General features: G+C 61.0%; 20 protein-coding genes. 16 read left to right on the top strand and 4 right to left on the bottom strand.

Annotated features, from left to right (window positions below; genetic code table 11):
* Window positions 1-3 precede the first annotated feature (3 nt).
* The 10 genes from ABRP66_RS01415 to ABRP66_RS01460 all read left to right on the top strand — a co-directional run bounded on the left by ABRP66_RS01415 (window position 4) and on the right by ABRP66_RS01460 (window position 7,910).
* Window positions 4-930, top strand: a complete 927-nt coding sequence (locus ABRP66_RS01415; RefSeq protein ID WP_349838224.1) for a cutinase family protein — start codon at window positions 4-6, stop codon at window positions 928-930.
* An 18-nt stretch (window positions 931-948) separates the two neighbouring features.
* Window positions 949-1,566 (top strand): nicotinate-nucleotide adenylyltransferase, encoded by a 618-nt coding sequence (gene nadD, locus ABRP66_RS01420; RefSeq protein ID WP_284782299.1) that lies wholly within the window; start codon window positions 949-951, stop codon window positions 1,564-1,566.
* Between the two features lie 117 nt (window positions 1,567-1,683).
* Window positions 1,684-2,127 carry a ribosome silencing factor gene (gene rsfS, locus ABRP66_RS01425; protein WP_284770301.1) on the top strand — a complete coding sequence of 148 codons (444 nt, stop codon included), beginning with the start codon at window positions 1,684-1,686 and terminating at the stop codon, window positions 2,125-2,127.
* A gap of 7 nt (window positions 2,128-2,134) precedes the next feature.
* Window positions 2,135-2,833 carry a histidine phosphatase family protein gene (locus ABRP66_RS01430; protein WP_284782302.1) on the top strand — a complete coding sequence of 233 codons (699 nt, stop codon included), beginning with the start codon at window positions 2,135-2,137 and terminating at the stop codon, window positions 2,831-2,833.
* A complete protein-coding gene (locus tag ABRP66_RS01435) occupies window positions 2,833-3,630 on the top strand; it encodes a DegV family protein (RefSeq protein ID WP_284782303.1) in 798 nt (265 codons plus the stop codon). The genes ABRP66_RS01430 and ABRP66_RS01435 overlap by 1 nt, the downstream gene beginning before the upstream one ends.
* Before the next feature lie 158 nt (window positions 3,631-3,788).
* On the top strand, window positions 3,789-4,466 hold the full coding sequence (locus ABRP66_RS01440) for a ComEA family DNA-binding protein (protein ID WP_284770233.1): 678 nt from the start codon (window positions 3,789-3,791) through the stop codon (window positions 4,464-4,466).
* A gap of 20 nt (window positions 4,467-4,486) precedes the next feature.
* Complete coding sequence (locus ABRP66_RS01445) at window positions 4,487-5,890, top strand: ComEC/Rec2 family competence protein (RefSeq protein ID WP_349838225.1); 1,404 nt, start codon at window positions 4,487-4,489, stop codon at window positions 5,888-5,890.
* Between the two features lie 7 nt (window positions 5,891-5,897).
* Window positions 5,898-6,866 carry a DNA polymerase III subunit delta gene (gene holA, locus ABRP66_RS01450; protein WP_284782308.1) on the top strand — a complete coding sequence of 323 codons (969 nt, stop codon included), beginning with the start codon at window positions 5,898-5,900 and terminating at the stop codon, window positions 6,864-6,866.
* A gap of 10 nt (window positions 6,867-6,876) precedes the next feature.
* Entirely contained in the window at window positions 6,877-7,266 is a 390-nt protein-coding gene (locus ABRP66_RS01455; RefSeq protein WP_284770236.1) for an ankyrin repeat domain-containing protein, read from the top strand.
* Entirely contained in the window at window positions 7,263-7,910 is a 648-nt protein-coding gene (locus tag ABRP66_RS01460; RefSeq protein WP_284770237.1) for a LysE family translocator, read from the top strand. The genes ABRP66_RS01455 and ABRP66_RS01460 overlap by 4 nt, the downstream gene beginning before the upstream one ends.
* On the opposite strand, the gene ABRP66_RS01465 is transcribed toward ABRP66_RS01460, so the two are convergent.
* Both ABRP66_RS01465 and ABRP66_RS01470 read right to left on the bottom strand, forming a co-directional pair.
* Window positions 7,907-9,268, bottom strand: a complete 1,362-nt coding sequence (locus ABRP66_RS01465) for a type II restriction enzyme (RefSeq protein WP_284850058.1) — start codon at window positions 9,266-9,268, stop codon at window positions 7,907-7,909. The genes ABRP66_RS01460 and ABRP66_RS01465 overlap by 4 nt on opposite strands.
* On the bottom strand, window positions 9,261-10,103 hold the full coding sequence (locus ABRP66_RS01470; protein WP_284770239.1) for a DNA adenine methylase: 843 nt from the start codon (window positions 10,101-10,103) through the stop codon (window positions 9,261-9,263). Before ABRP66_RS01470 ends, ABRP66_RS01465 begins: the two co-directional genes overlap by 8 nt.
* A gap of 341 nt (window positions 10,104-10,444) precedes the next feature.
* Between ABRP66_RS01470 and ABRP66_RS01475 the strand changes: the two genes are divergently transcribed.
* Window positions 10,445-11,023, top strand: coding sequence for a TetR/AcrR family transcriptional regulator (locus tag ABRP66_RS01475; protein WP_284770240.1), 579 nt, complete (start codon window positions 10,445-10,447; stop codon window positions 11,021-11,023).
* 98 nt (window positions 11,024-11,121) lie between these two features.
* On the opposite strand, the gene rpsT is transcribed toward ABRP66_RS01475, so the two are convergent.
* Window positions 11,122-11,385: a 30S ribosomal protein S20 gene (rpsT, locus tag ABRP66_RS01480; RefSeq protein ID WP_023023493.1), complete on the bottom strand. Its 264-nt coding sequence runs from the start codon at window positions 11,383-11,385 to the stop codon at window positions 11,122-11,124.
* 222 nt (window positions 11,386-11,607) lie between these two features.
* On the bottom strand, window positions 11,608-12,144 hold the full coding sequence (locus ABRP66_RS01485) for a type II toxin-antitoxin system PemK/MazF family toxin (RefSeq protein WP_284782310.1): 537 nt from the start codon (window positions 12,142-12,144) through the stop codon (window positions 11,608-11,610).
* Window positions 12,145-12,162: 18 nt separating this feature from the next.
* Here ABRP66_RS01485 and lepA point away from each other — a divergent pair, with 18 nt between their 5' ends.
* The 5 genes from lepA to efeB all read left to right on the top strand — a co-directional run bounded on the left by lepA (window position 12,163) and on the right by efeB (window position 18,517).
* Entirely contained in the window at window positions 12,163-14,013 is a 1,851-nt protein-coding gene (gene lepA, locus ABRP66_RS01490; protein WP_349838226.1) for a translation elongation factor 4, read from the top strand.
* Window positions 14,014-14,263: 250 nt separating this feature from the next.
* Entirely contained in the window at window positions 14,264-15,001 is a 738-nt protein-coding gene (locus tag ABRP66_RS01495) for an alkaline phosphatase family protein (RefSeq protein WP_349838227.1), read from the top strand.
* Window positions 14,916-16,163 carry a phospholipase C gene (locus tag ABRP66_RS01500; protein WP_349838228.1) on the top strand — a complete coding sequence of 416 codons (1,248 nt, stop codon included), beginning with the start codon at window positions 14,916-14,918 and terminating at the stop codon, window positions 16,161-16,163. The genes ABRP66_RS01495 and ABRP66_RS01500 overlap by 86 nt, the downstream gene beginning before the upstream one ends.
* Before the next feature lie 3 nt (window positions 16,164-16,166).
* On the top strand, window positions 16,167-17,288 hold the full coding sequence (locus ABRP66_RS01505; protein ID WP_284770244.1) for an EfeM/EfeO family lipoprotein: 1,122 nt from the start codon (window positions 16,167-16,169) through the stop codon (window positions 17,286-17,288).
* Window positions 17,288-18,517 carry an iron uptake transporter deferrochelatase/peroxidase subunit gene (gene efeB, locus ABRP66_RS01510; RefSeq protein WP_284770245.1) on the top strand — a complete coding sequence of 410 codons (1,230 nt, stop codon included), beginning with the start codon at window positions 17,288-17,290 and terminating at the stop codon, window positions 18,515-18,517. The genes ABRP66_RS01505 and efeB overlap by 1 nt, the downstream gene beginning before the upstream one ends.
* Window positions 18,518-18,611 lie beyond the last annotated feature (94 nt).

Consider the following 18,611-nt stretch of genomic DNA (forward strand, 5'->3'; position numbering starts at 1 on the left):
AATATGCGACTTTTCTCTTGCTCTCGCGCCGCCGCTGGTGTCGTCACCATTGCCGCCACGGCGGCGCTTGGCGCGTCTATGCTCGCCCCTATCGCGGCGGCGGGTCAGCCCCACCCACAGGCCGAAACCTGTCCCGATTACGTTTTCCTTGCCGCGCGCGGCTCGGACCAAAACGAGGAACACGGTGAGTACTTCGGCCCGCAGCGCTACTCGGAACAGGGCGCGGAATCCAATGGTTATGAAGGTCCCAACCTCGCAGCGCTCTTCCACCTGGTAGAACAACGTCACCCCGGCACCATGGATAATGCCTACGTGCTGGCGTTGGATGCAGATGCATATCCAGCCTCGATGAACCTGCCGCCGCTGGCCCAAGAAGGCGAAAACCTGGGCCCGCTGCAGCTGATGCGCCGCCTGGGCGGAGTGCTGCTGGAACACCCCTTACACGAGCTGATTTATCAGGTCACCGTTGGCTTTGTGCAGAGCCTGCGCAGCGGCATGAACAACGCGCCGCGCGTGGTGGAGCAGTACGAAGAGGAAACGGGATGCAGCCCGCGCTATATCACCGCTGGGTATTCGCAAGGAGCCATTATCGCCACAAGCGCGGAACGCTACCTCGCGTCCAAGGACAAGCTCGCCGGGGCGATCTACCTGGGCAATCCCTTGCGGCGTCCCGGCGGCATGGCCGGCCCGATTCCGCGATATCTCATTCCTCACAGTGCCGCACTGCCGGCCGATCGCCGTATCGACTACTGCCTTGCCGGCGACTTCGTTTGTGATCTCAATCTGCGCAATGCCAAAGACGCCCTGGCCACCAAGGCCGCCCACCACGCCTCGTACTTCGGCGATAGCGAGGGCGATGCGGCAGTGGAACAGGACAAGGCCCGCGTGGCCGATACCGTGGCTGGCTGGCTTAACTCCCCAGCAGGGTAGCGGCTATACTCTCCAGCCATGACCAATTCCCAGCGCATTGGGATCATGGGCGGCACCTTTGATCCAATCCACAATGGCCACTTGGTCGCCGCCAGCGAGGCGGCGCACCGCTTTGCCCTCGATACCGTAGTCTTTGTACCCACCGGCCAACCGTGGCAGAAGGCCTCCCGCGAGGTCACCGCCGCGGAGCACCGGTATTTGATGACCATGGTGGCAACGGCCTCCAACCCGCGTTTTACCGTCTCCCGCGTGGATATTGACCGCAAGGGCCCTACCTATACCATCGATACCCTGCGCGATCTGCGTGACCTTTTTCCGGGTGCCGAATTTTACTTCATCACCGGTGCGGATTCCCTGCAGTCCATCATGAGCTGGCATAACTGGGAAGAGATGTTGGAAATGGCGCACTTCGTGGGCGTTACGCGCCCGGGCTACGAGCTGAGTACGGACATGCTGCCGGCCGGCTCGCGGGAAGATATCAACCTCATCGATATCCCCGCCATGGCCATTTCTTCCACGGATTGCCGCGAGCGGGCCGCGCAAAACCGGCCGGTGTGGTACCTGGTTCCGGATGGAGTGGTGCAATACATCACCAAAAATAATCTCTACTCGGCGCAGCCGGATAAACCTTTATAGTTCAAGTTTGGGCACAATTGTGCCGAACGTGCAAGAATAGACAGCTAAAAGACACTTCCTCACCAGACGCGAAAAGGGAATTTTTATACATTGTCTATTTCTGATCTCGCCCGCCGCATGGCGGCAACCGCGGCACATGCCGCACAGGACAAGTTAGCTAGCAATATCGCAGCAATCGATGTCTCCGATGTCCTCGCCATCACCGAGGTTTTTGTGCTGGCTTCTGCCGATAATGAGCGCCAGGTCGGCTCCATCGTGGATGAGGTGGAGGACCAAATGACGGCCGAGGGCTTCGAGCCACAGCGCCGCGAGGGCAACCGCGAAAACCGCTGGGTGCTGTTGGACTATGGCAATATCGTCATCCACGTGCAGCGCACCGATCAGCGCGAGCACTACGGGCTTGACCGCCTCTACCACGATTGCCCATTGGTGGACATTGAGGGCATTGAGTCACCCGAGCGCCCCGGCGATTGGACTAATGGCGTTAACCCGCGCACCGTGGATTCCATTGATGAGCTGCCATTGGCGCAAAAGGCCCCTGGCGAGGACGAGGAGCTTTAACCCCACCATGAGCCGCCGCCTGATTCTGATCCGCCACGGACAAACCACCTACAATGCCTCCGGCCGCATGCAGGGCCACTTGGACACTGAGCTTTCCGATGTCGGATATGAACAGGCCCGCGCCGCCGCGCGCCTGCTCCGGGATCAGGACGTGGTAAAAATCGTCGCCTCCGATTTGCAGCGCGCTCGGGAAACCGCGCGGGTAGTGGCAGAATCACTCGGCTTGGACTTTTCTACGGACCCTCGCCTGCGCGAGACCAACCTGGGGCAGTGGCAGGGCAAAAGCTCTGCCGAGGTGGATGCGGAATTTCCCGGCGCCCGCGCCATCTGGCGCCATGACCCTACCTGGGCCCCGCCGGAGGGCGAGTCCCGCGTGGACGTGGCGCGGCGGGCTCGTCCGGTCATCGACGAGCTCATGCAAGAATTTTCTGGCTGGGGTGACGGTGCTGTGCTCATTGTCGCCCACGGTGGCGCAATTTCCGCGCTCACCTGCCACCTGTTGGGCTTGGATCACGGCCAGTACGGCATTTTATCCGGCCTGAAAAATACCCACTGGTCGCAGCTGACCGCCCGCCCGGATTTCAACCCGGAAACCCCCGTAACCTCCCTGGAATTCACGCCAGAGACGGTGGCGAGCGCACAGTGGTACTTCGACGGCTGGAATATGGGTGGCGAGGTCACCGGTGATGGAGGGGCAGATACCTAGTGACCGTTCGCGTCATTACTGACTCCGCGGCCAGCCTGCCCCCAGAGATCGCTGAAGAACTCGATATCACCGTCATTGACCTGCACGTGATGGATAGCGAGGATAAGGGCGGAAAGCTTCGCACCACTTCGGGCCTGTCTTCCCTCGAATTGGCCGCCGCCTACGGCCGGGAAATGGAAAAGGCGCAGGATGATGGCGTGATCGCCATCCACCTGTCCAAGGAGCTTTCGTCCACGTGGTCGGCGGCGGTGGCCGCGGCAGGGGTTTTCCCCGATACAGTGCGCGTTATCGATTCCGGCTCGGCCGGCATGGTCATGGGCGCGGCGGCGATGGCGGCTGCCACTAAGGCGGCACACGGCGCGGCGCTGGAAGAATGCCACGCGGCGGCGCTAGACAGCATCGAGCGGGCGGCTACCTGGGTGTACCTGCATTCCACCGAGGATATGCGCCGCTCGGGCCGCATGTCTGCCGCCACCGCCATGTTGTCCACCGCGCTTCTAGCCACCAAGCCGATTATGTCCATCGTGGACGGCAAGCTGGAACTGGTGGGAAAAACCCGCACGCAAACCAAGGCCTTTACCAAGGTGGTAGAGATCATCGCCGCCCGCGCCGCCGGCGAGCCCGCCTTCATCGCCATTCAGCACAACCAGGCCGGCGAAGCGGCGGACAAGCTGCAGGGCCTCTTGCGCGATACTCTGCCAGAAGGCACGTCCTTTATCACCACGCCCTTAACCGAGGTGCTCGCCGTGCACGCTGGGCTCTCCGCCATTGGGGTATCTGCGGTATTTAGCTCCTAGGCCCTCGCACGCACGGGCGAAGCCCTACGGCCTGTGCGCCCCTGATTGTGGATAACTATCCCGCCAGGACCCGTTTGGTTGCCTCCTACAACGACTTATCCACAGCGCCTCTGCCCACGTTCTCGCACCGCACGCGGCGGCTTCCTAGCCTGTGGGCTATGGCGGCACCCAAGATCAGCGAACGACTCCGCGAATATACTCAACCCACCGGCGAGGAAGAACTCCTCCAGGTCGATTACCCGCGCCCGCGAGTGCGCATCAGCCGCTGGCAAGCCTGCGCGGTAGCCATCATCGTGGTGGTGGGCGTCATTATCTGGCTGGGCCTGAGCTCCCGCAATTCGGATGAGTCCGGCATGCCCGAACCCGCGGCGATGGGCAGTACCACCGCCGAGCCCAGCGCGGAGGCTAGCGAAATCGTCGTATCCGTCGTCGGCGAGGTTGCAGCACCTGGCCTGAAGACCCTCGAGCCCGGTGCCCGCGTCGCTGATGCCCTCGCGGCCGCCACGCCTTTGCCGGAGGCGGAGACCATGACGCTTAACCAAGCGCAGCGGCTTGCCGATGGCCAGCAGCTCCACATCCTGCCCCAAGGTGCTCCGCCCGACCCCGCGCTTGCCGATGCCCCCATCGCAGCACCCGCCGGCGGCGATAAAGTCAGCCTTAATTCCGCGACCGCCGCCGATCTCATGGATCTCAACGGAGTAGGGGAGGTCACCGCGGAAGCCATCGTCTCCTTCCGTGAAGAGCGCGGGGGATTTAAGGACGTCGAGGAACTCCTCGAGGTCAGCGGGATTGGTCCCGCCAAGTTTGCCAAGCTCAAAGATAACGTGCAGCTGTAGGCAGAAGAGGCCACGCCGCGATGAAAGAACTCCGTCTGCTGCCCGGCGCCCTGACCGCATGGGTGGCGGTCATCGCGGTGCTGGTTTTCGGGCAGGGGTGGGCCGTGGCGTGCATCGGCAGTGTCGTAGGAATATGCCTGCTCGCCCGGCACTGGGGCCAAGCCATCTTTTGCGGCGTGCTCGCCAGCGCCGCCGCCTTCGTAGCAGGCGTGCGACAGGCGCGTGCGGCCGCCTTTGACTTTGGCCGCGAGATTACCGGCCGCGTGGTCACCGCGCCGACCCAAACGAGCACCGGCGGCTGGCTCATCCGGCTCGATGTCCCGGGCTACCCCGCGCAGCTTCCGGTCTTTAGCCCCGAGCCACTGAGCGTCCCTGCCGGAACGCAAGTCACGGCAGCGGTACAGCTTTCCGAGTCCGACCAACCCGGAGTCGGGAACGTGATAGCCAACGCCTCCCACTTGAGCATCGCCGCGCCACCTTCGGGCCTAGCCGGCTGGGCCGCACGGGTGGCCGATAACTTCCGCGCGGTCGTACTAGAGGCGGTAGGCCCGAGCAGCCAGGGGCTCATCCCAGGCATGGTGCTTGGCGATACCTCCCTGCAAAGTCACGCCGAGCGCGAACTCTACATCGATACCGGGCTATCGCACCTCAGCGCTGTATCCGGTGCCAATGTGGCCATCGTCTGTTCCTTCGCCGCCATCGTTTGCGCCGCGTGCGCCGCCGGACCGCGCACCAGGGTGGTGGTGTCCTTGGCCGCGCTAGCCACCTATGTCGTCTTGGTGGGACTTGAACCGTCGGTGCAGCGCGCGGCTGTCGCCGGGGTAGTAGGCCTGCTCGCGGTGCTGCACTCTTCCACCATGGAACCCATCCACGCGCTCAGCCTCGGCATCCTCACCCTCCTTTTCGTGGATTCGGACCTCGCGGTGCATTTTGGCTTCGCGCTATCGTGCGCGGCGACCTTCGGCATCGTCATGCTAAGCCCGCTTATCTATTCGCAGCTCGCGGTCACCGGCTGGCCCGCCATCTTCCTGCGCGCTATTGCCGTGGCGATTGCCGCCGATATCCTCACCCTGCCGCTTATCGCCCTCATGTCCGGTGAGGTATCCGTCGTCTCGGTCCTCGCCAATGTTTTGGTAGCACCCGCCACCGCACCCATTACCGTGGTAGGGCTGCTCGCGGCCATCGCCGCGCAGCTAGGCCCCTTGAGCATCGTCGCCGCGGGATTATTAAAACTCATCGAACCCGCAGCGTGGTGGATCAATACCATCGCCCACGGCGTGGCTAGCCTGCCCGTGGTCACCATCACCGCCCACCCGCTATTTACGCTCCTCGCGTACGGATGGGTCATCGCAGGGCTGCTGTATTACCGGCCATGGCTGACCTTGGCGGGGGTTATCGCTTGTCTGGGTCTGTTTGCCGCCTAGCGCTAAAATGATGGACATGCCTCCCGTACACCTCATTCTCGGCGACGATGAATTCCTCACCGAACGCGCCCGCCACACCATTCACAAGGCCGCGGCCGAAGGCGAGGCCAATCGTCCCGAATTGATGACGCTCAAGGCCTCCGAGGTTTCCGAGGGCGAAATCCTGGAGGCCACCAGCCCGTCGCTGTTTGGCGATAACCGCGTCATCGTTATCACGGACTGCGAACGCGCCGGGAAAGAGGTAGTCGATATCATCCTGCGCGCCTGCGTTAATCCTGCGCCGGGCATGACCATGGTGGTGGTCTATTCCGTGGCCGCGAAAACGCTGAAGAAAAAGAAGAAGGCGCCCGAGCTAGTGGCGAAGCTGCGCAAGATTGCGGAGGTGCACGAGGTCTTTTCGCTCTATCCCAATGAGCTGGGGCAGTGGGCCACCCGCGAGTTTGCCTCCCACGGCGTTCGCCCCACCCCGGACGTCGTGCACGCGGTACTCGACGGCGTCGGCTCCGACCTCCGCGAGCTTGCCTCCGCCATCTCCCAGCTCGTGGCCGATACCGGTGGCAACGTGACGCAGGAAGCGGTACGCAATTATTACGTCGGCGTGGCCGAGGTTGCCAACTGGGACATTGCCGATGCCGCCGTCGCCGGCCGCGTCGAGGCCGCCGTCTCCACCTGCAGGCGCGCCCTCCAGCTCGGCGCCAGCCCCGTTGCCATCGCTGCGGCCTTGGCCAATAAGGTCGGCGCCATCGCGCGCCTGTATTCCGCCCGCGGGGACCAGTACACACTTGCCAGCCAAACTGGGCTTGCCCCGTATGTGGTGAAAATGACCCAACCGGTAGCTAGGCGCTGGACCGCCGATGACATCACCGCCGCCGTCATCCTCGTCTCCGAACTGGACGCCGCCGTTAAAGGCCAAGGTGGTGAGCCCGAATTCGCCGTTGAGGCGGCCGTAAAACGAGTCGCGGAATTGGCACGTTAAGCTAGAGCCCATGTCTGAGGAACAAGTGCAAGAATTCGCCGGTCGGCTCTTTGACATGGCGCGGGAGGGAAACCCCGATCTCCTGAACTATATTGACCAGGGCGTCAATATCAATCTGGTCAACCAAGACGGCCAGTCTTTTCTCATGCTTGCCGCCTACCACGGCCACGCGGATCTCGTTACCGCGCTGGCGGGCGCCGGTGCCGACGTGAACTTGCTCAATGATCGCGGCCAATCGCCCCTGGCAGGTGCGATCTTCAAAAAAGAAGACGCGGTTATCGATGCCCTCCTAAACGCCGGCGCCTCCGCTACCGCCGGCCAGCCAACCGCCATTGATTCGGCCCGCATGTTTGGCCGCGAGGATCTGCTCGGTCGCCTGGAAGGCGAGTCCGCGCAGTGAGCTGGACTTCCTTTTTCACCATTCTCCTGATGAACCTGGTGGGCGTGGCCTCGCCAGGCCCAGATATCATCCTGGTCACCCGCTATGCCACCAAGTCGCGCCGCCACGCCATCGCTGCGGCCGCGGGCATTCAAATCGGCGTGTTGTTCTGGTGCGGTGCCACGGTCTTTGGCGCGGCCGCCCTTCTGACCGCCTTCCCCGGAATCTTAGGGGCGGTCCAGGCAATCGGCGGTAGCTTCCTCGTTTTCATGGGATGGCGGGCGCTGCGCAGCGGCCTCGAACAGCGCACCAACCCGCCCGTTGATTTGGAGGACGCCGAGGCCAAACTGGGCCGGCTGCGCCATTCCTTCAAGATGGGGCTGGCAACGAACCTGTCCAATCCGAAGATCGTGTTGTTCCTCGCCGCCATGATCGCCCCGCAGCTGCCGGCATCCCCACCGTTGTGGTTGGCCATCGCCTTAACCCTGGCGCTGGCGCTATCGGCCTTCGCCTTCTTCCTCGTGGTGGCCACGGTGATTTCCACGAATGCGGTGCGCCGCAAGCTCATCGCTGCCGGTCCGTGGATCGATATCGGATCGGGCCTGTTCTTCATCATCGCCGGCGTCGCGCTCGTGGTCGCTGGTGTACAACAGCTCGTGGCTTAAAGCCCCGGCAAAGTCTCAGGTTCGCCCTCTGCCACCACATCCAGCGCCCACTGGATCCACCGCGCCACCGTCGAGGCCCTCCGCCTCGCCGTGCCAGCGCCCAGGCCGAGTCCTTCTATCGACGCCGCAATCTCGTGCGTCTCGGCCACCTTCCCGCGCCGCAGGCTCATCTCCAGCGCCTGCCGGAAAACCCGCCGTGCCGCCAACGCGCGCAGCAGGGCAGCGTTGCGCCCATCGCGTCGGGGCTGTGTGATGGCCTTTTCGCCGCGAGGGGTGAGCTGATAGTGGCCATCGGCAAGCGCCAGCAGCCCGAGATAGCAGGCCGCATTGGCGTAATAGTCTGCCTGGCGCAGATGGAAGTCGTACTGCTCCGCAATTTCCTCCTTGCTCATCGGCTGCTGCGCAATGAGCTCCACCAGGTTGACCACGCGCTCGAAGCTATTGGCCTGCGGGAAGGGAATCCCCGCCGGCTCCGGCTCAGCCTCGACGGAGCCAATAATGCCCAGCGCATCATCCACACTGAGGTGCGAAGCGCTAAGCGCGTAGCGGGCGTGGTCTACCAGCGCGATGCTGCGGAAATCCGCGGGAGCACTGAAATCGTACCGATACAGGTGGAAAATCCCATTCGAGTAGACCAAAAACACGGGCACCACTGCCTTAGATAGCCACTGCTGGAAGCGTCGGTACGGAAAATACAATTGCCGGATATTGAAATCTTCGGAGATGTGATTTTTCGCCTCCACCAGCACCAAATGCTCGAGCGATTCGAAGCCGCCGTCGATTTCCATCTGCGCGCGGTCGACCTTGACTTCCAGCCCCAGATCCGGCACTGGAATCGTCATTTCCAGCGACGACATGCGCCCGGCGACGGTGGCCTGCAATGGTTCGCATCCCAAGAAGTGCTCAAGCATGCCGCTTGCCGATGCCACATTTAACGCCATCGATTCCGAGTTCACGCTCTCGATGTCAAGGGTGTCAAGGCCGGCTGGCATGTCCAACGTGCGCACAGAACTCGGCCCGGCGTGGGTCGGTTCCGGGAACCGTTCGTACAGGTCCAACGGCCCGACGAAGTATTCGCTGCGGCTAACCGGGAGAATACCCAAACCCAGTTCTTTGAAAATCCACGGGCGCGAGGTAGAAAAATCGTGCTTGGCCATCAGCCGCGGTTCCCGGCCGGAAAGCTCTTTTAGCTCTTTGGCCGTGAGGTAGAAGTATCCGTTTTCTTCCAGCTCCTCGCCACGCCCTGCGGCCATGATGCGCAGCCATCCCCAATCATCGAGGCCAAGCTTTTCGCCCTCTGGGACTCCGAAAAGCGCGCGAAGCTCCCGCTGCTCCTGGGTGCTCGGTGCTTTACTCATGGCCCACCTCGTAATTGCGCACGAGCACTTCATCTACCTTGCCGCGGCGTGATCCCACGGAATTGATGGCGCGGGTGGCCGCAACGGTGTCGATGGAATAATCTGCGTAGAGGTCGCGGATGAACTCCGTGGCGGAATTGGACAGGAGGAATTTCACGCCGCGGGCATTGAGGTCATCGCACACCGCCTTCAAGCGCTCTTGCTCCGCGCGGTCAAAACCGCCCTTTTGATAACCGGTAAAGGAGCTGGTGACGTTGACCGGGTCATAAGGCGGATCGAAATAGACAAAGTCACCTTCACCGGCATCTGCTACCGCCGCAGCGAAATCGCCCTGCGTGAAGGTGATGTCATTGTCCCAAAAATACTGGTGGACCCCGCGCAGCGTATCCGCATCACAGATGGTGGGGTTCTTATAACGGCCAAAAGGCGCATTGAATTGCCCCGCGGAATTTACCCGGTACAGGCCGTTATAGCAGGTCTTATTCAGATACAGCGTCCGCGCGGCGCGCTCTGTAGCAGATAGCGCCGCGAACCGTTCTGCATCGCGGTCTACCGCGCGCAGCTGATAGAAAAAATCCGCGTCGTTCGGGTAGGTCGATACCAGGCTAATGAGTTCTTCGACGCCTTCGCGCACTACCTCATATAAATTGATGAGCTCCGAGTTGAGGTCATTGACCCGCGCTGCGGCCGGAGTGAGCGAAAATAAAACCGCGCCACCGCCGATGAAGGGTTCATAATAACGCCGCGGTGTCCCAGCGGGCAGGGCGGCGTGAATATGCGGCAAGAGCTGGCGTTTCCCGCCGGCCCATTTCACCAGAGGCTTGACGTTGTTCATTGGTCACCTATCTTAGCCGCCCCCGCAGACACGAACACCATCACCCTTTCGAACATACAAGCCCATAAACTAAGTGTTGCAGCGCAAAATATCACGGTGATCAAGCACCTGCTCCAGCGCCTGCTTTAGTGCTTGATTCGGCGTCTGGTTCGCCGTCGTGGGTTGGGAACGCCGCGTTGACATGCTGTAACTTCGGCGATTTAAGGAGGTTAGGGAAGCCTACCAAGGGTCGGTTTTCTTGGTGGGCAGAAAGACTATAAAGTGAAGAAAAATACCATATTTATGGGGTTGAATTGTTGGGTTTCCACGGGTTGAATATCGTGAGGAAGAGGGGAGAGAGTATGCCGCGCATTTCAGAGATCCGCGTCGCAGCGCTGCGGCTTGTCATTGACCACGGGTATGACGGGTTCACCATGGAAGAGCTTGCGCACGACGTCGGGATATCTCGGCGCACCCTCTTTAACTACGTCAAGGACAAGGAGTCAGCGGTACTCGGCCCGGAAGTTTCGGAAAAGTTCGACCAACAATTGCAAAACTTCGCCGCTGGCCTGCCCACCGGCAGCTTGCGGGAGGATTCTGCAATCATGGCAAACGCGGAATTCGAGCACGCTGTGGGCAACGATCATTTCCCAGAAATCTCCCAATTGACCGCCCGAGCACTCTCCCAGGATGGGAAATTATTGTCCATGTACTGGCGCCGAAACGAGCGCGTCATGATGCACATCCGCCGAGCATTGCAAGCCCGCGAGGGGTGGAAGGCCTCGGATTCTCGGCTCATCCCGGCGGTCAATATCATCCACACGCAGTTTCAAACCGCCATCCAGACTTTTGTGGAAACCCATGGCCGGACATCATTGTCGGTGGCCTATGCAGATGCAGGCAAGATCTTCGAGGCCTACTTTGCCGATGATCTAGCCTAGGCTCATCACGAGCAATGAAAACGGCGCAATAAAAATCCCCCGAACAAGCCGCTGCACGCAGGCAGCGCTTTGTTCGGGGGAGACAAGAAGGCTAGTTACTAGTCCATCTTGTTGAAGGCGGTAGCCAAACCGGACTTCTTGTTAGCAGCAGCATTGCGGTGGAAGACGCCCTTGGAAACGGACTTATCCAGCGCACGGGAAGCAACGCGCAGCTGCTTTTCAGCTGCAGCCTTGTCACCAGTCTCTACGGCTGCGTGGAACTTGCGGATCTCGGTGCGAACCGCGGAACGCACGCTCTTGTTGCGCTGACGAGACTTCTCGTTGGTCAGAACGCGCTTCTGCTTGGACTTGATATTAGCCATGAAAAATACCTCTTGATAATCGAAGATGATTGATTCAGAAACAAACCCGCCGGACGTGTCCCGCGATCCCCGCCAAGGGCGGGAAACCGCTCGGCGTTGGTATTCGAAGAGCGAACCCAAGGTCCTGCCCGCCCCGACCAACGCGCCCGGAAAGTAAGTAACTTGCAAATAATAGCAGCGCAACCGCGCACGAGCCAAGTCTGCGGGCGCCGCGCCGCAGAACTACGCCCAGTGATAGCGCGAGCGCAAGCGGTTGGCAATCCTTTCGAACCTGCGTTCTGGAAAAAGGATGCCCTGCCGGCGCACCTGCTCCTCGGAAACCTCCAATAAACGGTCCAAGCGCACCCAACAATTGCGCCCGGAGGCGTCCCATTCGCCGCAGCCGATTTCCAGCCAGGCATCGTCAAGCGCATGCTCTGGGTTGGCGGAAATGAGCAGGCCGGTCACGGTGGTGCGGGTGCGCCCGACCACCAAGATAGCGCGCTCGCGGGGAGGGGACTGCTTGCCTTCCGAAGGCGTCCACACCCACACGACCTCGCCAGAATCGGCCTGGCCGTCCATATCGGGGGAGAAGAAGATGGAACGGGGGTGCGCCGCAGTGGCCTCGACCTGGATGGAGGCGGCCTTGCGCGGCTCGTGGCTTTGGGCGGATCTGTCCAGCCCTAACTGGGAGTTGATGCGGTTGAGGCCGGAGTCCACGGGCTCGCGCTCGCTGATTCCGAGCGCCTCGCGCAGACGGGTGAGCATGCCGGAATTCATGTCGACTATTGTAGACGTATGTCTGAAAACTTTGCGGCCACGACGTTTACGGATCCCTCCCGGATCCGTAACTTCTGCATTATTGCTCACATCGACCACGGAAAGTCGACGCTGGCAGACCGCATCCTGCAGCTATCTAAGGTGGTTGCGGAGCGCGATATGCGTGACCAGTTCCTCGATAATATGGATATCGAGCGCGAACGCGGCATTACGATTAAGGCGCAGAACGTGCGCCTGCCGTGGGCGCCGCAATCGGGGGCATCGACAGGCGAGCAGATCGTCATGCAGATGATCGATACTCCCGGCCACGTGGACTTTACCTACGAGGTCTCCCGCGCGCTCGAGGCGTGTGAGGGAGCCATCCTGCTTGTCGATGCCGCCCAGGGCATCGAAGCCCAAACCCTCGCCAACCTGTACCTGGCGATGGAAAATGACCTGGAAATCATCCCAGTGCTCAATAAGATCGACCTGCCCGCGGCGGATCCGGATAAGTACGCGCTGGAAATCGCGAATATCATCGGCTGCGAGCCCGAGGAAGTGTTGAAGGTATCGGGCAAGACCGGCGAAGGCGTGGTTGAGCTGCTCGATAAGGTCTGCGAGCTGGTTCCGCCGCCTTCCTCGGAGCACGCGCCCGATGCGCCCGCGCGCGCGATGATTTTTGACTCCGTCTATGACACCTACCGCGGCGTGGTGACCTATATCCGCATGGTGGACGGCAAGCTCACCCCGCGCCAGAAGGTGACGATGATGTCCACCAACGCCAACCACGAGCTGCTGGAAATCGGCATCGTCTCGCCCACGATGCAAAAGTGCGAGGGATTGGGCCCCGGCGAGGTGGGTTACCTGATTACCGGCGTGAAGGACGTGCGCGAGACCAAGGTGGGCGATACCGTCACCTGGTCCCACGGCGGCGCCGAGACCCCGCTGAAAGGCTACAAGGATCCTGACCCGATGGTTTATTCCGGGCTTTTCCCCATCTCCCAGGCCGATTTCCCCGACCTGCGCGATGCGCTGGAAAAACTGCAGCTTAACGATGCCTCCTTGACCTTCGAGCCCGAGACCTCCGTCGCCCTTGGCTTTGGCTTCCGCTGCGGCTTCTTGGGCCTGCTGCACATGGAAATCACCCGCGACCGCCTGGAGCGCGAGTTCGGCCTCGACCTGATTTCTACCGCCCCGTCCGTGACCTACCGCGTGGTGGCAGAAGACGGCGAGGAAAGCTGGGTTCACAACCCTTCAGATTGGCCGGAAGGCAAGCTCAACGAGGTCTACGAGCCCATTGTCTCCATGACCGTCATCGTGCCCGAGCAGTTCGTCGGCCCGACCATGGAGCTCTGCCAAACCAAGCGTGGCCAGATGTGCGGGATGGATTACCTGTCCGAAGACCGCGTGGAGCTGCGCTACACCATGCCCTTGGGCGAAATCATCTTTGATTTCTTCGACATGTTGAAATCCCGCACCAAGGGCTACGCCTCGCTCAACTATGAGGAGGCCGGCGAGCAACAATCTGACCTCGTCAAGGTGGATATCCTCCTCAACGGCGACCCAGTCGATGCCTTCTCCGCCATCATCCACCGCGATTCCGCCCAGTGGTATGGCAATAAGATGACTAAGAAGCTCAAGGAGCTCATCCCGCGCCAGCAATTCGAGGTCCCAGTCCAGGCGGCCATTGGTACCAAAGTCATCGCCCGCGAAAACATCCGCGCCATGCGCAAGGACGTGCTGGCCAAGTGCTACGGCGGCGATATCTCGCGTAAGCGCAAGCTGCTGGAAAAGCAGAAGGCGGGTAAAAAGCGCATGAAGACCTTGGGCTCCGTGTCGGTGCCGCAGGAGGCCTTCGTGGCGGCGCTGTCGACGGACGCGGACGACTAAGCACTGGAAAGCGCAGCGTAATAGTACTTTAACTTTCAGTTAACAATCTCCGCGGTGGCTGCCGCCTAAAAGCGAGGCTGAGCAGCACCCATAGGGCATTCCTGAGACTGGGAATGCCCTTTTTGAGTGTTTGCGGTTTATGGTTTCACGGCGTTTAATTTCGATTCGAAAGCGACCGGTGACTCTTCGGCGAGCCACAGCCACTTTCTCCCTCTTTGTTTCACTCGTTTAACTTAAGGCGGAAAATAAGATGAAGCTTCGCTCTCGCGCTGTGGCAGTGTGCGCCGCAGCCGCTGCTACGACCTCCTTGGTCCCCGGTATCGCACAGGCAGAAACCAAGACCCCCATCGATCACGTCGTGGTCATTTACTCCGAAAACATTTCCTTCGACCACTACTTCGGCACCTACCCGAATGCACTCAATGACGAGACCGAAAAGCTGCAGGGAAGCGAGAAACCTGCCCCTAAGTTCACCGCCAAGGCCGACACCCCTAAAGCGGATAATCTCGAAAACAGCGGCAAGCTGAAGGACAATCCGAATTCCATCGATCCTTTTCGCATCTCGCCTGAACACTCCGTGACCACGGACCAGAACCACCACTACGCCGATGAGCAGGAAGCCTACAACGGCGGCAAGATGGACAAGTTCCCGGAGACTGTGTCCACGGACATCGATAAGAGCAATGAGGGTGCCTACGCCACCCCGGGCATGACCATGGGATACTACGACGGCAATACCGTGACCGGTATGTGGAACTACGCGCAGAACTTCGCGCTGAATGACAACAGCTTCTCCACCATCTTCGGTCCCTCCACCCCGGGCGCGCTGAACCTGATTTCCGGCACCGTTGCGGATGCCACCATGCACGACCCAGCCACGGGCGACCAGCAGAAAATCGAGGATGGCAAGAACCACGCCCTGGCCGGCGTATCCGAGGACGGGGTCTACCGCCACCGTGGTGGGCGACCCAGACCCGCTTTTCGATGACTGCTCCAATAAGTCCTCCGCCGGTACCAACCAGGTCACCGCTATGCACTCCAAGAACATTGGTGACCAGCTCAACGATAAGGACGTCACTTGGGGCTGGTTCCAAGGCGGATTCCGCCCCACCGATGAGGCAACGAAGGACTCCCGCGCCCGCTGCGGTTCTTCGCACACCACACTGACCGGCCAGAACCAGACGGACTACAACCCGCACCACGAGCCGTTCCAGTACTACGCCTCTACCGCCAACCCACACCACCTGGCCCCGTCCAGCGATGACATGATTGGCAAGACCGACCAGGCAAACCACCAGTACGACCTCGCGGACTTCGATACCGCCATCGAGCAGGGCAATCTGCCTTCCGTCTCCTTCCTCAAGGCCGCCAACTACCAGGATGGCCACGCTGGCTACTCCAATCCGCTGGATGAGCAAGCGTTTATCACCCACTACATCAACGAGCTGCAAAACTCCCCGGAGTGGGATTCCACCGCAGTCGTCATCGCCTACGACGATTCCGATGGCTGGTACGACCACAAGGCACCGGAAATCCTCAACGGCTCCACTGATCCGCACCAGGACAAGGAAATCTGCACCGCCGCTGCCGCGAAGGTAGGCATCAAGGGTGATAAAAACGGCCAGTGCGGCCCCGGTACTCGCCAGCCGCTGTTGGTGGTATCTCCCTATGCCAAGACCAACCACATCGATTCCACCTATACCGAGCAGACCTCGGTGACCAAGTTCATCCAGGACAACTGGGGCCTCGGCCGCTTGGGCGGCGATTCCTTCGATGACCGCGCGGGTGAGCTCACCGGCATGTTCGACTTCGCGGTTGCGGAGAAGGCCCCGAAGCTCTTCCTCAATGAAACCGATGGCACTGTGGCGCAGGATTATGACTCCGTAGAGCGCGTGGATGACACCTCGCGCGCTGGCACCAACCTGAAGCCGGTTGTCGATGGCATGAATGACACCAAGGTCACCGAGCAGGGCGTTCCTGCCGTGACCACGCTGGATAAGGCCCAGCAGCCGGATACTAACCACGCCGCTTCCGGTTCCTCCAAGGTAGGCATCATCGGCATCCTCGCCGCACTGGGCGTAGCCGCCGGCATCATCGGCTGGCTCATGAGTGGTCACCCCGGCCTGGATTTGAAGAACCTGCCTTTCTAATTTATGAAGATTTCCCGTTTCGCCACCGCATTCGCGCTCGCCGTTGGGCTCTCCATCCCGCAAACGGGTACCCAGGCCACGCTCAGTGGGCAGGGCAGCGAGCAGCCCACACGCGAGCTCGCCGTGCGCGATGTGTATTCCTGCCCGGCGCCTGAGGATGTGCAGGGTGAGGCGAAATGGAAGATTAATAACACCACCGGGCTTGCCCTCACGGTCTACGTTTCCGATGACAAGGGCAATGCCTACCAGGTTCTCGAGCGCATCGGCACCCCTGCCGTTCGCGAGTGGAACCCGCAGCTGGAGGACGGAACCTACCACCTGACCTGCGTCTTCCACAACGATTCCGCCGTGGAGTCCGACGTTTTCACGGTGACGGGGTCCACCGTTACGAATGCGCCCAAGATGGTCCCCATTACGGATCACGAGGTCGCCGCGGTGTCCATCAAGCAGGCTGAAAACCAGAAAAAGCGCGTGCCTGAGTTGCAAAAGCGCGCGCATGCGCTTGCCGATGCCACTTCTTCCTCCCGCCCCGCCGCCCAAGCCGCCTACCTGGACTACCTGGAGTATTATCGCTCCTTCGACGATTCCAGCGCGGAGTGGCCCGGCCCGGATTTGGAGGGCTACGAAGACATCGAGCGCATCCTGTGGTCCAATCGCCCGCCGAGCGATGCTACCCAGCCCGCCGCCGCGCTTGCCGATGCCACCGACCAGACCGCCCACGCCCTCGACACCTCCCATTTTGCCATTCCCGCCCCGGATTATGGGCTGCGCGCGCATGAGGTGATGGAGGAGTTCGAGCGTTTTGACCTGCGCGGCGAGCGCGATTTCGGCGCCCACGCCCTGCCTACCGCCCTGCGCGGAATCATTACATCGACGCGGCAAACGCTGGATCCCGTGCGCGCTTTGGTCGAGGATCGCGGTTTAGACACCGCTCCCATCTACGACCAGCTCGCGGATTTGGACTCCCTTGCTGAGGAATTCGACGATAAATACGGTGGTGCTTCTAGCGTGGCTTTCGCCAACTGGACACAGGAGGACCGATTGCGCTTACAGGCGGGCGTCGCCAAGGCGAATGAGCTGCTCGCCCCAGTTGCCACCATGACCGTTATCCGGAGGATGAACTAGTGCCGTGCCCGTTTAACTTTTCCCGCCGCTCTTTTCTGTCTGGCCTCGCCGCCTCCGCGGCCGCAGGCGCAGCTGCCCCGGGAGCAGAAGCGCAGTCCACGTCGCTTCCGCTCGAAACCACCGATTCCGTGGATCAGCCGGGCGCGCTGGATTTTCACGGCGAACACCAGCAAGGCATCATAAATCCCCCACAGAAATACTCGGAAATAGTGGCGTTGGACGTGCAGGTCAAGACAAAGGCCCGTTTGGACAAGCTCCTGCGCACGCTAAGTGAAAGGGCACGCATCTTAACCGCTGGTGGCACTCCCGCGCCCGATGGCATTGCTTACCCGGCAATGGATTCGGGCGAGCTGGGCCCTGAGCTTCCGGCCGATCACTTATCTATCACCCTCGCTGTGGGCGATTCGCTTTTCGATGCCCGCTTCGGCCTCGCCGCCTACAAGCCCGCCCACCTGCGCGCGATGGAAGCGTTTGCTGATGACACCCTGCAAGAAGAAAAATGTCACGGTGACCTTGCTTTACAGATTTGCGCCGATGAACGCGATACTGTTCTCCACGCGCTGCGCGATATTTTGCGCCATACCCGCGGCGATGTGGCAGTGCGCTGGCGGCAGAACGGTTATATGAATTCCCCGCGGCCGTCGGGTACGCAGCGCAATCATTTGGGGTTTAAGGATGGCATCGTCAATCCCGGCCCTGATGACTACGATTCGCTCGTGTGGGCCGGTTCGGATGAGCCCGATTGGGCTGCGGGCGGTAGCTATATGGCGGTGCGGCTTATTGCCATGTACACCGAGTTTTGGGATCGCATTTCCATCGCCGAGCAGGAGCAAATCTTTGGCCGCGACCGCGTAACCGGCGGCCCACTATCGGGCGGCGACGAGCACGCCGAACCAGATTACCTCGATGATGCCACCGGCGATGTGATTCCCACCGATGCCCACATCCGTCTGGCCAATCCTCGCACCCCAGACACCGCTGACCAGTTGATGCTGCGCCGCGCTTATAACTATGACAATGGCGTGCGCGATAATGGCACCCTCGACGTGGGCCTGGTGTTTATCTCCTTCCAGCAGGACTTGAAGCGACAGTTCATCACGGTGCAAAAACGCCTCGAAGGCGAACCGCTGGCGGACTATATCCGCCCCTACGGCGGCGGCTATTTCTACGCACTTCCCGGCGTTGCCGATGATTCCGATTATTTCGGCCGCAGCCTCCTCGAAGCCTAAAATCCCGCTGCCCAGCTAATCTCTGGCCAACCACGCATTTGCTTCCACCACAGTGCAAAGGGCGTGGCATTGCCTCGATCTTGCGAGAAGGCAC

Origin of the sequence: Corynebacterium sp. KPL2680 (assembly GCF_040225675.1) — a bacterium.
In the GTDB taxonomy this organism is placed as follows: domain Bacteria; phylum Actinomycetota; class Actinomycetes; order Mycobacteriales; family Mycobacteriaceae; genus Corynebacterium; species Corynebacterium rhinophilum.